Source organism: Bacillus sp. z60-11, from assembly GCF_046464135.1.
Classification (GTDB): domain Bacteria; phylum Bacillota; class Bacilli; order Bacillales; family Bacillaceae; genus Bacillus; species Bacillus sonorensis_A.
This window is the reverse complement of sequence record NZ_JBIYSN010000006.1, coordinates 37,850-54,724: the sequence shown is the minus strand read 5'-3', so window position 1 is coordinate 54,724 and position 16,875 is coordinate 37,850. Positions and strand designations below refer to the sequence as shown.

Below are 16,875 nucleotides of genomic sequence, written 5' to 3'. Positions count from 1 at the left end.
TGAGAAATAATCTGTAAGGAGAACGAGATGAAAAAAGCGGTCATCATCGGCGCCAGCTCCGGAATCGGCAAAGCGCTGGCGGAAAGGCTGTCAGCGGAAGGCGTAATATTAGGACTTGCCGCAAGACGGAAAGAGCGGCTTGTCAAATTGCGGGATGCACTGCCGGGTCATTCGTATATCAAAAAGATAGACGTGGCTGACGGTGAACGTGCGAAGATGCAGTTAAACGATCTGATTTTTGAGATGGGAAGGGTGGATGCGGTTTTCATCTGTTCAGGTGTCGGCTATTTGGAAAGCGAGATGGACCCGCAAAAGGAAAGAGAAACGATTGATGTCAATGTGTCCGGCTTTATTTCCTGTGCAAACGTGTTTGTGGATCATTTCACGGAAAACAGAAGCGGCCATTTGATCGGCATCTCATCTGTTGCCGCTTTGAGAGGCAATGGATCAGCCGTTATCTACAGCGCCTCAAAAGCGTTCGTCTCAAATTATTTGCAAGGCCTTAGACAAAAAATGAACAAGCGCGGATACGCTGACATATATGTGACCGATATTCAGCCCGGCTTTGTGGCAAACAAAACTTGCTAAGGGAGAAAAGCTGTTCTGGGCGGCTTCTCCTGAAAAGGCTGCCGCACAAATCATCGGGGCTGTTCAAAAAAAAGAAATCACATGCATATATTACAAAAAGATGGCGGCTGATCGCCTGGATCATGAAATGCTTACCTTAAACACTTCCAGTGGAGCCAGAGGCGGGTGACCCTGTACGCCTGCCAATCGTTTTCGCCAAAAAAATAGGTGCAGAAGCGGCCCCTTTTCTCCTTCAGAAACGTCACCGACCTTGCGTTTGCTTCATATGATATCACGACTATATCGAAACCCATTCGTTTCAGATCAGCTCTCACCTTAGCAAGGAGGGTTACAATACTTGAAGGAGAAAGAGTTTCAATCAAAGCCGCTGCTAACAAAAAGAGAAAGAGAAGTGTTCGAATTGCTCGTTCAAGACAAGACAACAAAGGAAATCGCAAGCGAGCTCTTTATAAGTGAAAAGACTGTTCGTAATCACATATCCAATGCAATGCAAAAATTGGGTGTGAAAGGCCGTTCGCAAGCTGTTGTTGAACTTCTTCGAATGGGTGAGCTAGAGCTCTAAATTGAGCCGGTATTCCTTCTTGAATAAGAAGGGAACCGGTTATTTGTTTTGCCCGCGCAAGTTGTATATTCATGTTGAAGCCTTGCAATTTCTGTAGAAAAGAAGGAAAATAGACTCGAGTGTTTTGCAAACAAAACAACGAGTTGAGCGAGGTAGAGGACATGAATTCAAAAGCTTCTTTGAATCACATTGCAGATATTGAGAAATCTCTCCGCCATATCGCGGGCATCATTAAGCAAAAAGGAAGAGAAATTCTTACCCAATATACGATTACACCTCCCCAGTTTGTCGGTCTGCAGTGGCTGTATGAATACGGGGACATGACGATCGGCGAATTATCCCAAAAAATGTATCTGGCGTGCAGCACCACGACAGATTTAATTGACCGAATGGAGAAAAACAACCTTGTTGAACGGGTGAAAGACCCGTCAGACAGGCGTGTTGTCCGGATTCGTCTTTTATCGGAAGGAGAACGGATCATCCAGGAGGTTATTCAAAAAAGACAGGATTATCTTGAAAACATGTTAGAAGCGTTTTCGGAAGAGGAGACAGCCGATTTCGAAAAATTATTAATCAAACTTCAGCAGGAAATGAACAGAAAATGAGGCGATTTTGTTGGATCAACCGATAGGAGTCATTGATTCGGGAGTTGGCGGTTTGACCGTTGCGAAAGAAATCATGAGACAGCTGCCAAAAGAAAACATCATTTATCTCGGAGATACAAAGAGATGTCCATACGGACCGCGGGACAGAAAAGAAGTCCTGTCATATACATGGGAAATGACAAACTACTTGTTATCCCGCCACCACATTAAAATGCTCGTCATCGCCTGCAATACAGCAACGGCGATTGCTTTGGAGGAAATCAGCCGGGAGGTCGCGATTCCCGTCATCGGTGTGGTGCAGCCGGGCGCCAGAACCGCCATTAAAGTGACGGAAAATCAGCGGATCGGTGTCATCGGAACGGAAAATACGATCAAAAGCGGAGCATACGAAGAAGCGCTGCTTTCATTGAACAGCGATCTGACGGTGGAAAATTTGGCCTGTCCCATGTTCGTACCGTTTGTGGAAAGCGGTCAATTTTTGGATGAAACGGCCGATGAGATTGTGAAATCTTCCCTTTATCCGCTCCGGGATTCCTCCATTGATACGCTGATTCTCGGATGTACGCATTATCCGATTTTAAAAGAGCCGATTCAGCGCTATATGGGGGAGCGGGTCAGCATCATTTCGTCCGGGGATGAGACGGCGAGAGAGGTCAGCACGATTTTGTCCTACAACGGACTGTTAAACCAAAACCCGCTGCCGCCAGAACATCAATTTTTAACAACCGGAGAACGCGACCGCTTTAAAAAAATCGCCAACGATTGGTTTGGATATGAAGTGAAAAATGTTGAAAGTATCTCGCTTAATGAAACAAGCATACTGAAATAAAGCTGCCGCAAACGGCAGCTTTTTTGCATCTTCTCCCTAAAGCAGACCTGTTCTGAAAAAGAAGAGGTTTTTCTTTTTTAAAGCAAGCTTTCATACATGAAAACGAATTTTTAAAAAACGGTCTAATTCACAAATGGGCTCGTATACATAATAGTACAAACTGCCTTAGGAGGGAAAAGTATGCTGAAAAAAGGAATGAAAGGAATCGCGGTCACAGTCACAGCTTCCGCGCTGCTTCTTTCCGGGTGCGGATTATTTCAGTCAGATCAGGCCTCAGAGGAAATAGATCCGCCGCAGGATATCACATATGTAAAAGAGGAGAAGAATCAAGACCAAACGGATAAGATGGAAGACAAGAAAGAGGACAAAGAAGACAAAACGACCGGTGATCATAAAGCTGCAGAAAATAGTGATACAGTCATGAGAGAGCTTTATCTGATAGATAAAAACGGTTATGTGACAGCCCAGACGCTGCCGCTTCCAAAAAAGGAGGGAACGGCCAAACAATCGCTCGAATACCTTGTTGAAGGAGGCCCGGTCTCAAACATACTGCCGAATGGATTCAGAGCCGTGCTTCCGGCGGACACAGCCGTCAATGTCGATATTAAAGAAGACGGGACAGCGATCGCCGATTTCTCGAATGAATTTAAAAACTATAAGGCCGAAGATGAACAAAAAATCGTTCAGGCGATCACATGGACACTGACCCAGTTCAACTCGATTGATAAAGTGAAAATCCGCATGAACGGCCATGATTTAAAAGAAATGCCTGTCAACGGCACACCGCTTTCAGAAGAGCTCAGCCGTAAAGACGGTATTAACATCGAGACAGCCGGAGTGACCGATATAACGGCGACAGAACCTGTGACCGTTTATTATTTGGCGGAGTCGGATGAAGGTGAGTATTATGTACCGGTGACAAAGCGCACATCAGGCACAGAAAGCGATCCGGTGACGGCGGCGATTAAAGAATTGACGGAGGGCCCAAGCCTCAAAAGCGGGCTGCTGTCGGATTTCCAAGGAAACGTAAAACTTGAAAGCAAGCCGAAAATTGAAGACGGTCATGTCACCCTCGACTTTAATGAAGCCATTTACGGCAGTGCAGACGGCGAAAAGAAAGTGATTTCAGACGAGGTTTTAAACAGCATCGTTTTGACATTGACCGAACTTCCGGATATTAAGAGCGTTTCCGTCACGGTAAATGGCAAAGCCGAGCTTGTGAATGAAAAAGGCGAAAAGCTTTCCAAGCCTGTCACAAGGCCGAGCCGGGTGAACACAGGTAGTTTTTAACCGCAGGTTTTTGATATACTATATAAAAAGAGGTGAGCGTATAAAGCTGCCTCTTTCTTTATTCAGCTTTTCAAATACATGTGTGTAAAGCGGAATGATTGGGAATGTTTATGTACATATAATCGGAGGTAAAACATGAGATACGATGGAAGAGAGAACAATGAACTGAGACCCATGTCGATGGAGCTTGACTTTATCACGCATCCCGAAGGATCGGTCCTGATCACAGTCGGCGATACAAAGGTCATATGCAACGCTTCTGTAGAAGACCGCGTCCCGCCCTTTTTAAGAGGGGAAGGAAAAGGCTGGGTGACGGCGGAATACAGCATGCTGCCCCGTGCGACGAATCAAAGGACGATCAGGGAATCGTCAAAAGGAAAAGTGTCCGGCCGGACGATGGAGATCCAAAGGCTGATCGGACGAGCCCTGCGTGCAGTCATTGATTTGGAGAAGCTGGGTGAGCGGACCATCTGGATCGACTGTGATGTCATTCAGGCGGACGGCGGCACAAGGACGGCATCGATCACCGGAGCCTTTACGGCGATGGCCTTGGCCGTCGGACGGCTTGTAGAAGACGGCTCAATCAAAGAGATGCCGATCACGGATTTTCTGGCCGCCACATCTGTAGGAATTGATCAGGAACACGGACTCATTCTGGATTTGAACTATCAGGAAGATTCAAGTGCAGAGGTCGATATGAATGTCGTCATGACAGGCGACGGCCGCTTTGTCGAACTGCAGGGAACAGGGGAGGAAGCGACGTTTTCCAGAAACGAACTGGACGGGCTTTTGGAGCTTGCCGAAAAAGGAATCAAAGAACTCATCGACAAACAAAAAGAAGTGCTCGGAGATATTGCGGCGTCCATTCAACAATAACTTGAGAAAGGCTTGATATGAATGAAGGAAGTCATCATTGCCACAAAAAACGAAGGGAAAGTCAGGGAATTCAAAGAGATGCTCGAACCGAGAGGCTACGATGTCAAATCATTATTGGATATCGGCTATACGGACGAAATCGAAGAGACCGGACAAACATTTGAAGAAAACGCCATCATTAAAGCGGAAACCATCTCTAAAGAGACCGGCAAAATGATCATTGCGGATGATTCAGGTCTTTCAGTCGATTTTCTCGGCGGGAGTCCGGGCGTTTATTCCGCGCGTTATGCCGGTGAAGAGAAAAACGACCTCGCCAATTTAAAAAAGGTTTTGAATGAGCTTGAAGGAGTGGAAAAGGAAGACCGTTCGGCAAGGTTCAGGTGTGCGCTTGCCCTATGTGTTCCCGGAGAGGAAACGAAAACGGTTGAAGGCTCAGTGGAAGGATACATTACCGAAGAGCCCCGCGGCACCAACGGCTTTGGCTACGATCCGATTTTTCTCGTCAAGGATAAAGATCAAACGATGGCCGAGCTTTCAAGCGAAGAAAAAAATAAAATCAGCCACAGGGCGGATGCGCTGAAAAAGCTGACCGCTTTATTGGATGAGGGGGAGCCGGAATGAAGGTGTTGATTGTCAGCGACAGCCACGGCCTTGAAAATGAGCTGCAAACGATCGCAGAACGGCATGAGAATGATGTGGATCTCAGCATTCACTGCGGAGATTCCGAGCTGGATTCTTCCCACCCGGCCCTTGCCTCTTACTTGACGGTAAAAGGGAACTGCGATTTCTACGGGGATTTTAAAGATGAAATCGTCGTCCCGATCGGCTCACACAAGCTCTTTTTCACACACGGACACTTGTATGGCATTAAAGAGTCGCTGTTAAACGTTTACTATAGAGCCGCCGAGCTCGGCGCCGATATCATCTGCTTCGGTCATTCCCATATCGCGGGAAGTGAGCTGATGGACGGCAAACTCTTGATCAACCCCGGCAGCATCCGCCTTCCGCGGGTGCGGAAAGACAAAACTTATGCTATACTAAGCATTGACAAAGACGATGTGTCCGTCCGTTTTTACGATACAAACGGACGGGAAATTGAAAGCTTGGCAAACCATGTCCAACTTCAGACGCCATCATGAGGAAGAATTTTTTTCTTCCTCGTGATGAAAAAAATTCTAAAAAGTTGTTGACTTTCTGGTACAATGCGAATATAATAAATCTTGTCGCTGATAGTTCAATATGTCCCAGTAGCTCAGCTGGATAGAGCAACGGCCTTCTAAGCCGTCGGTCGGGAGTTCGAATCTCTCCTGGGACGTCATCATAAGAAAGCCTCAAACCTTGATATACAAGAGTTTGAGGCTTTTGTTTTGCAAAAAAACAACATCCTAAAAATTCCCTTTCATTTTTTCGGCAAGATTGACAAAGATAAAGGATGTGATCAACTTTAAGGAGGATGTTGTATGACTAAACAACAGCAAAATCAGCAGCAGCAAAAGCAAAAACAACAACAACAAAAACAAAAGCATGAACAGCTGCTTGGGGCCAATATCACGGATGCCGAATTCGCCCAAGAATTCGGGAACATTCAGCAGCAGCTTGCCCAGCTGGAACAAACCGTTTCTCAAATGGGTTCACAGCAGCAAGGTCAAAGCGGCCAGCAGAGCTCTCAATTAAGTCAGGGAATCAATCAATTAAAGCAGCAAATCCAGCAATTCAGCTCTCAATCTCAGCAGCAAATGCAGCAAACAGATCAGCAGATTCAACAAAGCATTCAGCAGGCTGTCCAACAGCTAAATCAAGCCCTCCAAGGCATCCAGACAAATCAGGCGATGAACCAAATGAGCCAAGCGCTGCAACAGGCGCAGCAGTCCTTTAACCAGCAAGGGCAACAAGGACAGCAGGGACAGCAAGGCCAACAAGGTCAGCAAAACCAGCAGCAGCAAAACCAAAATCAAAATTTCCAACAACCGCTTCAATAATATTGAAAAAGAGCCGTGCAGAACGGCTCTTTTTGATTATTATTCCTCGTTTTGATCATCTTCGTCATGAGTTGGGTGTGCACCCGGATACTGCCTTGGCAGCCCTTGGTGCAGATTTCTGAATTCATATGTGAAATTGCTGTAATATTGCTGACCTTCCCGCCATGGCGTTTCTTTGTTTTCAACAGGCTCGTTTTTGCCCGCCGCGGCTCCATAGGCCCCTTCGGGAAATTCCTCGGCTGCAAGGAATTCTCGCTGCGTCTCAACATTTGACAAATCTTCGTATTTCTTATCCATCACAACACCCCGTTTTTAATCATAGTGTTGCCCTGAAATACGGGGAGCTATGTGTTTTATTTTATATGCTGAAATCATCATTTTTTTGCGGGGTAAAACCGGGATGCATATTCATCTGTCAATCAACGAAAAATGGCGTCAGACCGGAGAAAACAACCATACAGACTGCAGAAAAAATGAAACATGCGGCCGGCATTTTCACGGTTATAGTCCGTTCCGCCCCTGATTGAAGGTGAGTGCCGCCAAGGCTTAGTACCCGCTTATTTTCGCTTTCTGGTAAACATCTCATAAAAGCAACGGTTTCATCTGTTTTCCAGATTGAAGAAACGCCTTTCTCAGATGTAAAATTTACCATGATAGAAAATCTTCCAATGTACGATAGACATTGATTGAGAAAAGGGGCTGAAGAAAGGTGCATGTACTTGAAAAAGCTGAACAAACCAATGTGCAAGCGGCAAAAGATTATGTGACAAGAGCCTATGAAACCGTCCGACAGCGAAATGGTCATGAAAGCGAATTTCTTCAAGCGGTAAAAGAAATATTTGATTCGCTCGTCCCTGTGCTCGCGAGGCATCCGAAGTATATAGAGCAGCGTATTTTGGAACGGATCGCAGAGCCGGAGCGAATGATTGTATTCAGGGTTCCGTGGGTGGATGACCAGGGTATTGTCCGGGTGAACCGCGGATTCCGTGTTCAATTCAATAGTGCCATCGGTCCGTACAAAGGAGGGATCCGATTTCACCCGTCGGTAAACGCCAGCATCATCAAATTTTTAGGCTTTGAGCAGATTTTTAAAAATTCGCTGACAGGACTTCCGATCGGCGGTGGTAAAGGCGGGGCAGATTTTGATCCGAAGGGCAAGTCAGACCGAGAGATCATGAGCTTTACACAAAGCTTCATGAATGAACTGTACAAATATATCGGCCCTGACACGGACATCCCGGCTGGGGATATTGGCGTCGGGGCGAGAGAAGTGGGCTGGATGTTCGGACAGTATAAAAAAATCCGCAGCCGTTATGATGCCGGTGTATTGACAGGAAAAAGCCTTGAGTACGGGGGAAGTTTGATACGTAAAGAAGCGACAGGCTACGGGCTTGTCTATTTCGTAGAAGACATGCTGAAAGACCAAGGGATGAGCTTTAAAGGCAGCACCGCCGTCGTCTCGGGATCTGGGAATGTGGCGATCTATGCCATGGAAAAAGCGGCTGCATTCGGCGCCAAAGTTGTAGCCTGCAGCGATTCTGACGGGTATGTATATGATCAAAACGGCATCCATCTCGATACGGTCAAACGGCTTAAAGAAAGCGAGAACAAAAGACTCAGCGAATATGTAAAAGCTCATCCTGAAGCACGCTATGTTCCGGGGTGCTCAGGTGTCTGGTCCGTTCCGTGCGATATCGCGCTTCCTTGTGCAACGCAAAATGAGATTGATGAACAAGCAGCTGAAACATTGATCATGAATGGTGTTAAAGCCATCGGTGAAGGGGCGAACATGCCTTGTGATCAAGATGCTGTCCGGCGGTTTTTAGATGCGGGCATTTTATTCGCTCCCGCCAAAGCGGCAAATGCCGGCGGTGTTGCCGTTTCTGCGCTGGAGATGGCGCAAAACAGCGCGCGATTGCGCTGGACGGCAGAAGAAACGGATGCCAGACTGCACGCCATCATGACGGACATTTACCGAAGCAGTAAAAAGTGCGCTTCTGCATATGGCAGAGCCGGGAATCTGATCGACGGCTGCAATATCGCGGGGTTTATCAAAGTAGCAGATGCGATGATCGCTCAAGGTGTTGTTTAAAGAGGGGAAGCCTGCTGCTCCCCTCCTTACATTCTGTAACCGCCGAACGATCCGGTGAATCCGTGTGCTCCCATGAATGGAACGCCGGTATGACCAATTCCGAAATCCCCGAGGATGGGTCCGGTCAACACGTTGCCGAACGGATAGAACACAGTTTGGCCCGCATGCATGGAAGGGTTATACACGTATGTCTGGGAAAATCCAAAATACCCGGGATATGGATACTGGCGGGTATCCCAGCTTGGAATCCGAATATACGGATTGTATGAAATGAAGGTTGTCATCATATTCCCCCGTTTATATTGATTTCTCTAACATTTTATGACAATTTACAAAAATGGAGTTTGTACTTCTTGATTGATAAAAAATCTCACCGATTAAACAGGTCGGTGTTTATTTTTTGTGTCATAAAATATAACAAAATCGTAGGAAACGTTGTTCGAATTGTGTATTGTGTATAGATTAAAGAAAAAAGTTAAAATTGTTTTTTATTTTTACGTTTCCTTTTATATCAATAATGTAAGCGTATACAAGCAGATTGATTAATCTAAATTGTCTAATAATTTTAAAAAATACGGTTGACACTGCCTGTAAAGGGGCGTAATATGAGTTCAAACAAAAGAACAAATCAATTGAAAACATTTCATCTTTCCCGAGGAAGACGGCGGGAAATCGGGTTCCCGCATCATCATTTTTTACTCGTTTAAAGCGTTCATTTACAACAGAAAGGTGTGCAAGAGGGCATGGGGGACCAGAAAGACCAGTGGATCTTCCTAAACGACAAACTCGTTAAAAAAGAAGACGCTAAAATATCGGTCTATGATCACGGATTTTTATACGGGGACGGTGTGTTTGAAGGGATCAGGGTATACGACGGAAACATCTTCAGAATGAAGGAACATATGGACCGGCTCTATGATTCGGCAAAATCGATTTTGCTGGAAATCCCTTTTCAGCAGGAAGAACTAACACAGCACGTTCTCAAAACGGTTGAAAAAAACGGGCTTAAAGATGCTTACATTCGCCTGGTTGTATCAAGAGGGGCGGGCGATCTCGGACTCGATCCGAACAATTGCTCAAAACCGAGTGTCATTATTATTGTCGAACCATTGGCAATATTCCCGAAACATTTATATGAAACTGGGATTGATATCATCACGGTTCCGACGAGAAGAAACCGGCCCGATGTCTTAAGCCCGAAAGTGAAATCCCTAAACTATTTAAATAATATTCTTGTCCGAATCGAGGCGCAGATGGCGGGTGTCAGCGAAGCGCTCATGCTCAATGACCAAGGCTATGTGGCCGAAGGTTCCGCGGATAATGTATTCATTTATAAAAACGGAAAACTGTTAACACCGCCGGGCTATATCGGAGCGCTGGAAGGGATTACGCGCAATGCCATCATAGAAATTGCCGAAGAGCTTGGCTATGAAGTGAAAGAAGAGCCGTTTACCCGCCATGATGTTTATACGGCGGACGAAGTGTTCTTAACCGGAACCGCCGCCGAAGTGATCGCGGTTGTCAAGGTGGACGGCAGACAGATTGGAGACGGCAAGCCGGGAGTGCATACAAACCGGATGCTTGAAAAGTTCCGCGAGCGCGTCGTGCGCGAAGGGGAAAAAGTAAACATCAAAGATCAAAGTTTAAGTGTCAGCTGAATAGGATAAGCGTAGAAGAGGATAAGTAGCAGTGGAAACGCCATCTGCAGAGAGCCGGGAGTGCTGGGAACCGGTGATGGCATCCGCCGTGAACTCCCCTCTGAGCGTCAGCCTGAACGATTTTCTCGATTTAGTAGGGCCGGCCGGGTGAACACATGAAGGTTCACTCGTTATTAAACCGGATAAGCGATTATCCATAAGGCGGCTGTAAAAAGCCGTGAACAAGGGTGGTACCGCGGAAAGAAAAGCCTTTTCGCCCCTTTGGCCTGCGAGGTGAGCAGCGTCAATTGTGGGCGGGAAGGCTTTTTTAGCTGTAAAAGCAGTTTGGAAACGAATGCTTTACAGCATACATTGCAAAATGACAAAACAATTGTGAACGAACAGTGATGATCATCACTTGATAAGGAGGAAGAAAAATGGGGACGAATGTACAGTTGGATGCAGAAAATGCCCAATGTACACAAACAATGGCAGGGGCGTCAATGCTGATTGAGGCTTTAAAACAGGAAAATGTTGAAGTAATCTACGGTTATCCGGGCGGGGCGGTTCTGCCGATTTACGACAAGCTGTACGGGTCAGGCATGTTTCATGTGCTGACGCGCCATGAACAGGGCGCCATTCACGCAGCTGAAGGATATGCGAGAATTTCCGGAAAACCCGGCGTCGTCGTCGCCACGTCAGGCCCAGGCGCGACCAACCTTGTGACAGGTCTTGCCGACGCGATGATCGATTCATTGCCATTGGTTGTGTTTACGGGGCAGGTGGCGACATCGGTCATCGGCTCTGATGCCTTTCAGGAAGCGGATGTGATCGGAATTACGATGCCGATTACAAAGCACAGCTATCAGGTGCGGAATGCCGAAGACCTGCCGAGGATCATCAAAGAAGCGTTTCACATTGCGACAACCGGGAGACCGGGTCCCGTTTTAATCGACATTCCGAAAGATATCGCTGTCGTCGAAGGTGAATTCAGCTATGACCATGACATTCATCTTCCGGGCTATCAGCCGACGAAAGAACCGAATTACTTGCAGATCAGAAAGCTTGTTGAAGCGGTCAGCGGAGCGAAAAAACCGGTCATTCTGGCGGGTGCGGGTGTTTTGCACGGAAAAGCGTCAGAAGAATTAAAAAATTATGTCGAACAGCAGCAGATTCCGGTCGCCCATACGCTTTTGGGTCTGGGAGGCTTCCCGGCCGATCACCCGCTCTTTCTCGGAATGGCGGGGATGCACGGCACATATGCCGCCAACATGGCGCTGTACGAATGCGACCTGCTGATCAGCATCGGCGCCCGGTTTGACGACAGGGTGACAGGGAATTTGAAGCATTTCGCCAAGTTTGCAAAAGTCGCCCACATTGACATTGATCCGGCTGAAATCGGTAAAAACGTTGAGACACATATCCCTGTCGTCGGAGACAGCAAGCTTGTGCTCAGAGAGCTGATCAAGCAAAACGGCAAGCCGAGCGCTTCTGATGAATGGAAACAGCAGCTTGCGGACTGGAAAAACGAATATCCGCTCTGGTATGAAGAGAATGAGGAAGAAGGCTTTAAACCTCAGAAGCTGATCGAATACATTCACCGCTTTACAAAAGGTGAAGCGATTGTGACAACGGATGTAGGGCAGCATCAAATGTGGGCCGCACAATTTTATCCGTTCCAAAAAGCTGACAGATGGGTCACTTCAGGAGGGCTCGGAACCATGGGATTTGGACTTCCAGCGGCCATCGGCGCTCAGCTCGCTGATCAAGATGCAACGGTTGTCTCCATTCTCGGTGACGGAGGATTTCAAATGACGCTTCAGGAGCTCGCCGTCATCCATGATCTGAATCTTCCGATTAAAGTCGTTGTCCTGAACAACCGCTGTCTCGGAATGGTCCGGCAATGGCAGGAAATCTTTTATGATGAACGCTATTCGCACTCAAAATTCACGTCACAGCCGGACTTCATCAAACTGTCTGAAGCTTACGGCATCAAAGGTGTGCGGATTACATCTGATGAAGAAGCGGAAGAAAAGCTCGAAGCCGCTTTGACATCGAAAGAGCCGATGGTCATCGATGTTCAGGTAGCACAGGCGGAAAAAGTTTTTCCAATGGTTGCGCCAGGAAAAGGGCTGCATGAAATGGTGGGGGTGAAACCTTGAAAAGAATCATCACGCTGACGGTTTTGAATCAGACCGGCGTCTTAAACAGAATCACGGGTTTGTTTACAAAACGGCATTACAACATTGAAAGCATTACGGTGGGCCACACTGAAACACAGGGCATCTCCAGGATCACATTTGTCGTCCATGTGGCAGATGAAAAAGAAACGGAGCAGCTGACAAAACAATTAAATAAGCAAATTGATGTGTTGAAAGTCACAGATATTACGAATCAATCAATCGTCCAAAGGGAACTGGCGTTAATCAGAGTCGTTTCGCCTCCTTCCAGCAGGGCGGAAATAAACGGTGTGATCGAGCCGTTTCGAGCCTCTGTCGTCGATGTCGCAAAAGACAGCGTCGTCGTTCAGGTGACAGGCGAATCAAGCAAAATTGAAGCCTTAATCGAATTGTTGAAACCATACGGGATTAAAGAGGTCGCCAGAACAGGCACCACGGCATTTGCAAGGGGAACACAGCAAAAGCCGGCCTCTATTAAAACAATATCTATTGTATAAAACATAAAAGGGAGAGATTGAAATGGTAAAAGTTTATTATAACGGTGATATCAAAGAAAACGTATTGGCAGGCAAAAAAGTGGCGGTTATCGGATACGGTTCACAAGGCCATGCTCACGCATTGAATTTGAAAGAAAGCGGAGTGGAAGTTATTGTCGGCGTCAGAAAAGGAAAATCCTTTACAAAAGCAGAAGAAGACGGCCATCAAGTATACACGGTCAGAGAAGCTGCGGCACAGGCGGACATCATCATGGTGCTGCTTCCTGATGAACAGCAGCAAAAGGTATATGAAGCTGAAATTAAAGACGAACTCCAAGCTGGCAATTCACTTGTTTTCGCACACGGCTTCAACGTTCATTTCCATCAGATCGTTCCACCGGCGGATGTAGACGTATTCCTTGTCGCTCCTAAAGGACCGGGACATCTTGTCAGAAGAACATTTGAACAGGGTGCCGGCGTTCCTGCACTGTTTGCGATCTATCAGGATGTCACAGGTGAAGCGAAAGATAAAGCACTGGCCTATGCAAAAGCGATCGGCGGTGCGAGAGCCGGCGTTCTGGAAACGACATTTAAAGAAGAAACAGAAACAGATCTTTTCGGAGAACAGGCGGTTCTGTGCGGCGGACTGACTTCCCTTGTCAAAGCCGGCTTTGAAACGCTGACAGAAGCGGGATACCAGCCTGAGCTCGCATACTTCGAGTGTCTGCATGAGCTGAAGCTGATCGTCGACCTGATGTATGAAGAAGGCTTGGCCGGCATGAGATACTCCATTTCCGACACGGCTCAATGGGGAGACTTCGTATCAGGACCGCGCGTTGTTGATGAAAACGTCAAAGCGTCGATGAAAGAAGTATTGAAAGACATCCAAAACGGAACGTTCGCGAAAGAATGGATCGTGGAAAACCAAGTCAACCGTCCTCGCTTCAACGCGATTAATGCAAGCGAAAACGAGCATGAAATTGAAGTGGTCGGCAGAAAGCTTCGCGAAATGATGCCGTTTGTCAAACAGGGCAAGAAGAAGGAAGCGGTGGTAGCCGGTGCGAAAAATTAATTTTTTTGACACAACACTCCGTGACGGTGAACAGTCGCCGGGCGTTAATTTAAATACGCAGGAGAAGCTGGCGATTGCCCAGCAGCTCGAAAAACTCGGGGTTAACATTATGGAAGCGGGCTTTCCCGCTTCATCCCCCGGGGATTTCAACGCTGTCAAAGAAATCGCCGGGACGATTAAAAACTGCTCTGTCACAGGGCTTGCACGCTCTGTGAAAGGCGATATCGATTCGGCGTGGGAAGCGCTGAAAGACGGAGCCGAGCCAAGGCTGCATTTGTTTATCGCCACTTCCGACATCCATTTAAAATACAAGCTGAAAAAAACGCGTGAACAGGTTCTTGAGCAGGCGGTCGCAATGGTGAAATACGCGAAGGAGCGATTCCCGGTCGTCCAGTGGTCTGCCGAAGATGCATGTCGGACCGACCTGCCGTTTTTAGCCGAGATCGTCAGTGAAGTGATCGCCGCCGGTGCAGATGTCATCAATCTTCCGGATACAGTGGGATATTTAACTCCTGCCGAATACGGAAACATCTTCCGCTATATTAAAGAAAATGCCGCAAACGCCGACAAAGTTCAGCTTTCAGCCCATTGCCACGATGATTTGGGCATGGCTGTCGCCAACTCTTTGGCTGCGATTGAAAACGGCGCGGACCAGGTGGAATCGGTCATTAACGGCATCGGCGAAAGGGCCGGGAACGCGGCTCTTGAAGAAATCGCTGTCGCATTGCATATCCGCAAAGATTTCTATCAGGCGGAATCAACGATTCAATTGAATGAAATTAAACGGACAAGTGATTTAGTGAGCAAGCTGACCGGAATGGCCGTACCCCGCAATAAAGCGGTCGTCGGCGACAATGCTTTCGCCCATGAATCAGGTATTCACCAGGACGGCTTCTTAAAAGAAAAAACCACATATGAAATCATTTCTCCAGAGCTTGTCGGCGTCAAAACGGATGCGCTGGTGCTCGGAAAACATTCAGGGCGCCACGCCTTTAAAGATAAGCTGCAAACCTTGGGCTTCCAGTTTGGGGAAGAGGAAGTGAATAAGTTCTTCAAAATCTTTAAAGAGCTGACCGGGAAGAAAAAAGAATTTACAGATGAAGATCTGATTTCCCTTATTCTCGAAGAAAAAGCGACAGACCGCAAAATCGGCTATGATTTTATTTCTCTTCAGGTGCACTACGGGACCTCGCAAGTTCCGACGGCTACTGTTTCTCTGAAGGAACAGGAAACCGACCGGATCATTCAGGAAGCAGCGACGGGAGCGGGAAGCGTTGAAGCGGTTTACAACACGCTGAAACGCTGCATGAACAAAGAAGTCCAGCTTCTCGACTACCGGATTCAATCCAACCGCAAAGGGCAGGATGCCTTCGCACAGGTTTATGTCAGGGTGATCATTGACGGAAAAGAATCAGGCGGACGCGGAGTCGCCCAGGATGTCCTTGAAGCTTCTGCAAAAGCGTATTTGAACGCGGTCAACCGTTATCTTGTATTCCAATCGAATGCGATAGGTTTGGCAAAACAAGCAGCTGTAGGATCATGACAGTTAAGAAGGAAGGAGTTTGTTTAATTTGAAAAAACGAATCGCACTTTTGCCAGGTGACGGAATTGGTCCCGAAGTATTGGAAGCGGCTGTTGATGTGCTGAAAAGCGTTGCTGAACATTATCAGCATGAGTTCGAATTTGAATACGGTCTGATCGGCGGCGCGGCAATTGATGAGGCGGGTGTGCCGCTACCTGAAGAAACTGTCGCTGTCTGCAAAGCTGCGGACGCCATTTTGCTCGGCGCGGTTGGCGGGCCGAAATGGGATCAAAATCCTTCTGAACTGAGACCTGAAAAAGGGCTGCTTGGGATTCGCAAACAGCTCGACCTATTCGCCAATCTGCGGCCTGTTAAGGTGTTCGAGAGCTTGGCTGAAGCATCCCCTTTAAAAAGCGAACATATTGAAGGCGTTGATTTTGTCATCGTTCGCGAACTGACGGGCGGCTTATATTTCGGAAAGCCGAGCATGCAGTATGAGAATCAGGACGGTGAACGGGAAGCCGTCGACACGCTGCTGTATCAAAAATCAGAAATCGAAAGGGTTGTCAGGGAAGCTTTTCGAATGGCCAAAGGGCGCAAAGGGAAAGTCACATCTGTCGATAAAGCAAACGTCCTTGAATCCAGCAAACTTTGGCGGAAAACAGCGGAAGAAGTCGCCCAAGGCTTTCCGGATGTCAAGCTTGAGCATATGCTTGTCGACAATGCCGCAATGCAGCTCATCTACAATCCCGGACAATTTGACATCGTTGTCACAGAGAACATGTTCGGCGATATTTTAAGTGATGAAGCTTCCATGCTGACCGGATCGCTCGGCATGCTTCCGTCAGCGAGTCTGTCAAGTTCTGGTCTTCATTTATATGAGCCTGTGCACGGTTCAGCTCCTGACATCGCGGGGCAAAACATCGCCAATCCGCTTGCTGCGATTTTGTCTGCTGCGATGATGCTCCGGACGTCATTCGGTCTTGAAGCGGAAGCAACAGCCGTTGAACACGCGGTCGATCAGGTGCTCCGCTCAGGAAAAAGAACGAAGGATCTCGCAAGAGGGTCTGAGCATTGCACGACAACGTCGATCACGGAGGAAGTAAAAGCCGCATTGGCGGATGACAATGCCATTTCAAACATCATGACCGCTTACGTTTAAGGAAA

18 protein-coding genes, 1 tRNA gene and 1 other annotated feature are annotated in these 16,875 nt (G+C 47.4%); of the genes, 17 read left to right on the top strand and 2 right to left on the bottom strand.

Features of this window, described 5'->3' with window-relative positions:
- The first annotated feature begins 27 nt into the window (after positions 1-27).
- The 10 genes from ACINLD_RS16635 (at position 28) to ACINLD_RS16590 (ending at position 6,729) form a co-directional block, all read left to right on the top strand.
- Positions 28-588 carry an SDR family NAD(P)-dependent oxidoreductase gene (locus tag ACINLD_RS16635; RefSeq protein WP_410207090.1) on the top strand — a complete coding sequence of 187 codons (561 nt, stop codon included), beginning with the start codon at positions 28-30 and terminating at the stop codon, positions 586-588.
- 337 nt (positions 589-925) lie between these two features.
- Positions 926-1,150 carry a spore germination transcription factor GerE gene (gene gerE, locus ACINLD_RS16630; protein ID WP_003184172.1) on the top strand — a complete coding sequence of 75 codons (225 nt, stop codon included), beginning with the start codon at positions 926-928 and terminating at the stop codon, positions 1,148-1,150.
- A 161-nt stretch (positions 1,151-1,311) separates the two neighbouring features.
- A complete protein-coding gene (locus tag ACINLD_RS16625) occupies positions 1,312-1,755 on the top strand; it encodes a MarR family winged helix-turn-helix transcriptional regulator (RefSeq protein ID WP_026588162.1) in 444 nt (147 codons plus the stop codon).
- Positions 1,756-1,762: 7 nt separating this feature from the next.
- The gene (gene racE, locus ACINLD_RS16620; RefSeq protein ID WP_142246095.1) at positions 1,763-2,584 is read left to right on the top strand and encodes a glutamate racemase; all 822 of its coding nucleotides are present in this window, start codon (positions 1,763-1,765) and stop codon (positions 2,582-2,584) included.
- A 180-nt stretch (positions 2,585-2,764) separates the two neighbouring features.
- Positions 2,765-3,874 (top strand): GerMN domain-containing protein, encoded by a 1,110-nt coding sequence (locus ACINLD_RS16615; RefSeq protein ID WP_077736230.1) that lies wholly within the window; start codon positions 2,765-2,767, stop codon positions 3,872-3,874.
- 135 nt (positions 3,875-4,009) lie between these two features.
- Positions 4,010-4,750 carry a ribonuclease PH gene (gene rph, locus ACINLD_RS16610; protein ID WP_077736231.1) on the top strand — a complete coding sequence of 247 codons (741 nt, stop codon included), beginning with the start codon at positions 4,010-4,012 and terminating at the stop codon, positions 4,748-4,750.
- A 21-nt stretch (positions 4,751-4,771) separates the two neighbouring features.
- The gene (locus ACINLD_RS16605; protein ID WP_026588158.1) at positions 4,772-5,371 is read left to right on the top strand and encodes an XTP/dITP diphosphatase; all 600 of its coding nucleotides are present in this window, start codon (positions 4,772-4,774) and stop codon (positions 5,369-5,371) included.
- Positions 5,368-5,889, top strand: a complete 522-nt coding sequence (locus ACINLD_RS16600) for a YfcE family phosphodiesterase (RefSeq protein WP_077736232.1) — start codon at positions 5,368-5,370, stop codon at positions 5,887-5,889. Before ACINLD_RS16605 ends, ACINLD_RS16600 begins: the two co-directional genes overlap by 4 nt.
- Positions 5,890-5,991: 102 nt before the next feature.
- Positions 5,992-6,065, top strand: a tRNA-Arg gene (locus tag ACINLD_RS16595).
- A gap of 145 nt (positions 6,066-6,210) precedes the next feature.
- Positions 6,211-6,729, top strand: a complete 519-nt coding sequence (locus tag ACINLD_RS16590) for a hypothetical protein (RefSeq protein ID WP_026588156.1) — start codon at positions 6,211-6,213, stop codon at positions 6,727-6,729.
- A 39-nt stretch (positions 6,730-6,768) separates the two neighbouring features.
- On the opposite strand, the gene ACINLD_RS16585 is transcribed toward ACINLD_RS16590, so the two are convergent.
- The gene (locus tag ACINLD_RS16585; RefSeq protein WP_026588155.1) at positions 6,769-7,026 is read right to left on the bottom strand and encodes a hypothetical protein; all 258 of its coding nucleotides are present in this window, start codon (positions 7,024-7,026) and stop codon (positions 6,769-6,771) included.
- Between the two features lie 412 nt (positions 7,027-7,438).
- Here ACINLD_RS16585 and gdhA point away from each other — a divergent pair, with 412 nt between their 5' ends.
- Positions 7,439-8,821: an NADP-specific glutamate dehydrogenase gene (gene gdhA, locus ACINLD_RS16580; RefSeq protein WP_077736304.1), complete on the top strand. Its 1,383-nt coding sequence runs from the start codon at positions 7,439-7,441 to the stop codon at positions 8,819-8,821.
- A 26-nt stretch (positions 8,822-8,847) separates the two neighbouring features.
- Here gdhA and ACINLD_RS16575 read toward each other — a convergent pair whose 3' ends face one another.
- Entirely contained in the window at positions 8,848-9,105 is a 258-nt protein-coding gene (locus ACINLD_RS16575; protein WP_236251148.1) for a hypothetical protein, read from the bottom strand.
- A gap of 459 nt (positions 9,106-9,564) precedes the next feature.
- Between ACINLD_RS16575 and ilvE the strand changes: the two genes are divergently transcribed.
- The 6 genes from ilvE to leuB all read left to right on the top strand — a co-directional run bounded on the left by ilvE (position 9,565) and on the right by leuB (position 16,870).
- Positions 9,565-10,479: a branched-chain-amino-acid transaminase gene (ilvE, locus tag ACINLD_RS16570; RefSeq protein ID WP_026588152.1), complete on the top strand. Its 915-nt coding sequence runs from the start codon at positions 9,565-9,567 to the stop codon at positions 10,477-10,479.
- A 3-nt stretch (positions 10,480-10,482) separates the two neighbouring features.
- Positions 10,483-10,743: a binding site (T-box leader), on the top strand.
- Positions 10,744-10,895: 152 nt separating this feature from the next.
- Positions 10,896-12,620: an acetolactate synthase large subunit gene (ilvB, locus tag ACINLD_RS16565; RefSeq protein WP_026588151.1), complete on the top strand. Its 1,725-nt coding sequence runs from the start codon at positions 10,896-10,898 to the stop codon at positions 12,618-12,620.
- Positions 12,617-13,135, top strand: coding sequence for an acetolactate synthase small subunit (gene ilvN, locus ACINLD_RS16560; RefSeq protein ID WP_026588150.1), 519 nt, complete (start codon positions 12,617-12,619; stop codon positions 13,133-13,135). The genes ilvB and ilvN overlap by 4 nt, the downstream gene beginning before the upstream one ends.
- Positions 13,136-13,157: 22 nt before the next feature.
- Positions 13,158-14,186, top strand: coding sequence for a ketol-acid reductoisomerase (gene ilvC / locus ACINLD_RS16555; protein ID WP_077736305.1), 1,029 nt, complete (start codon positions 13,158-13,160; stop codon positions 14,184-14,186).
- A complete protein-coding gene (locus tag ACINLD_RS16550; protein WP_026588148.1) occupies positions 14,173-15,729 on the top strand; it encodes a 2-isopropylmalate synthase in 1,557 nt (518 codons plus the stop codon). The genes ilvC and ACINLD_RS16550 overlap by 14 nt, the downstream gene beginning before the upstream one ends.
- A 28-nt stretch (positions 15,730-15,757) precedes the next feature.
- Positions 15,758-16,870: a 3-isopropylmalate dehydrogenase gene (gene leuB, locus ACINLD_RS16545; protein ID WP_026588147.1), complete on the top strand. Its 1,113-nt coding sequence runs from the start codon at positions 15,758-15,760 to the stop codon at positions 16,868-16,870.
- Positions 16,871-16,875: the final 5 nt, after the last annotated feature.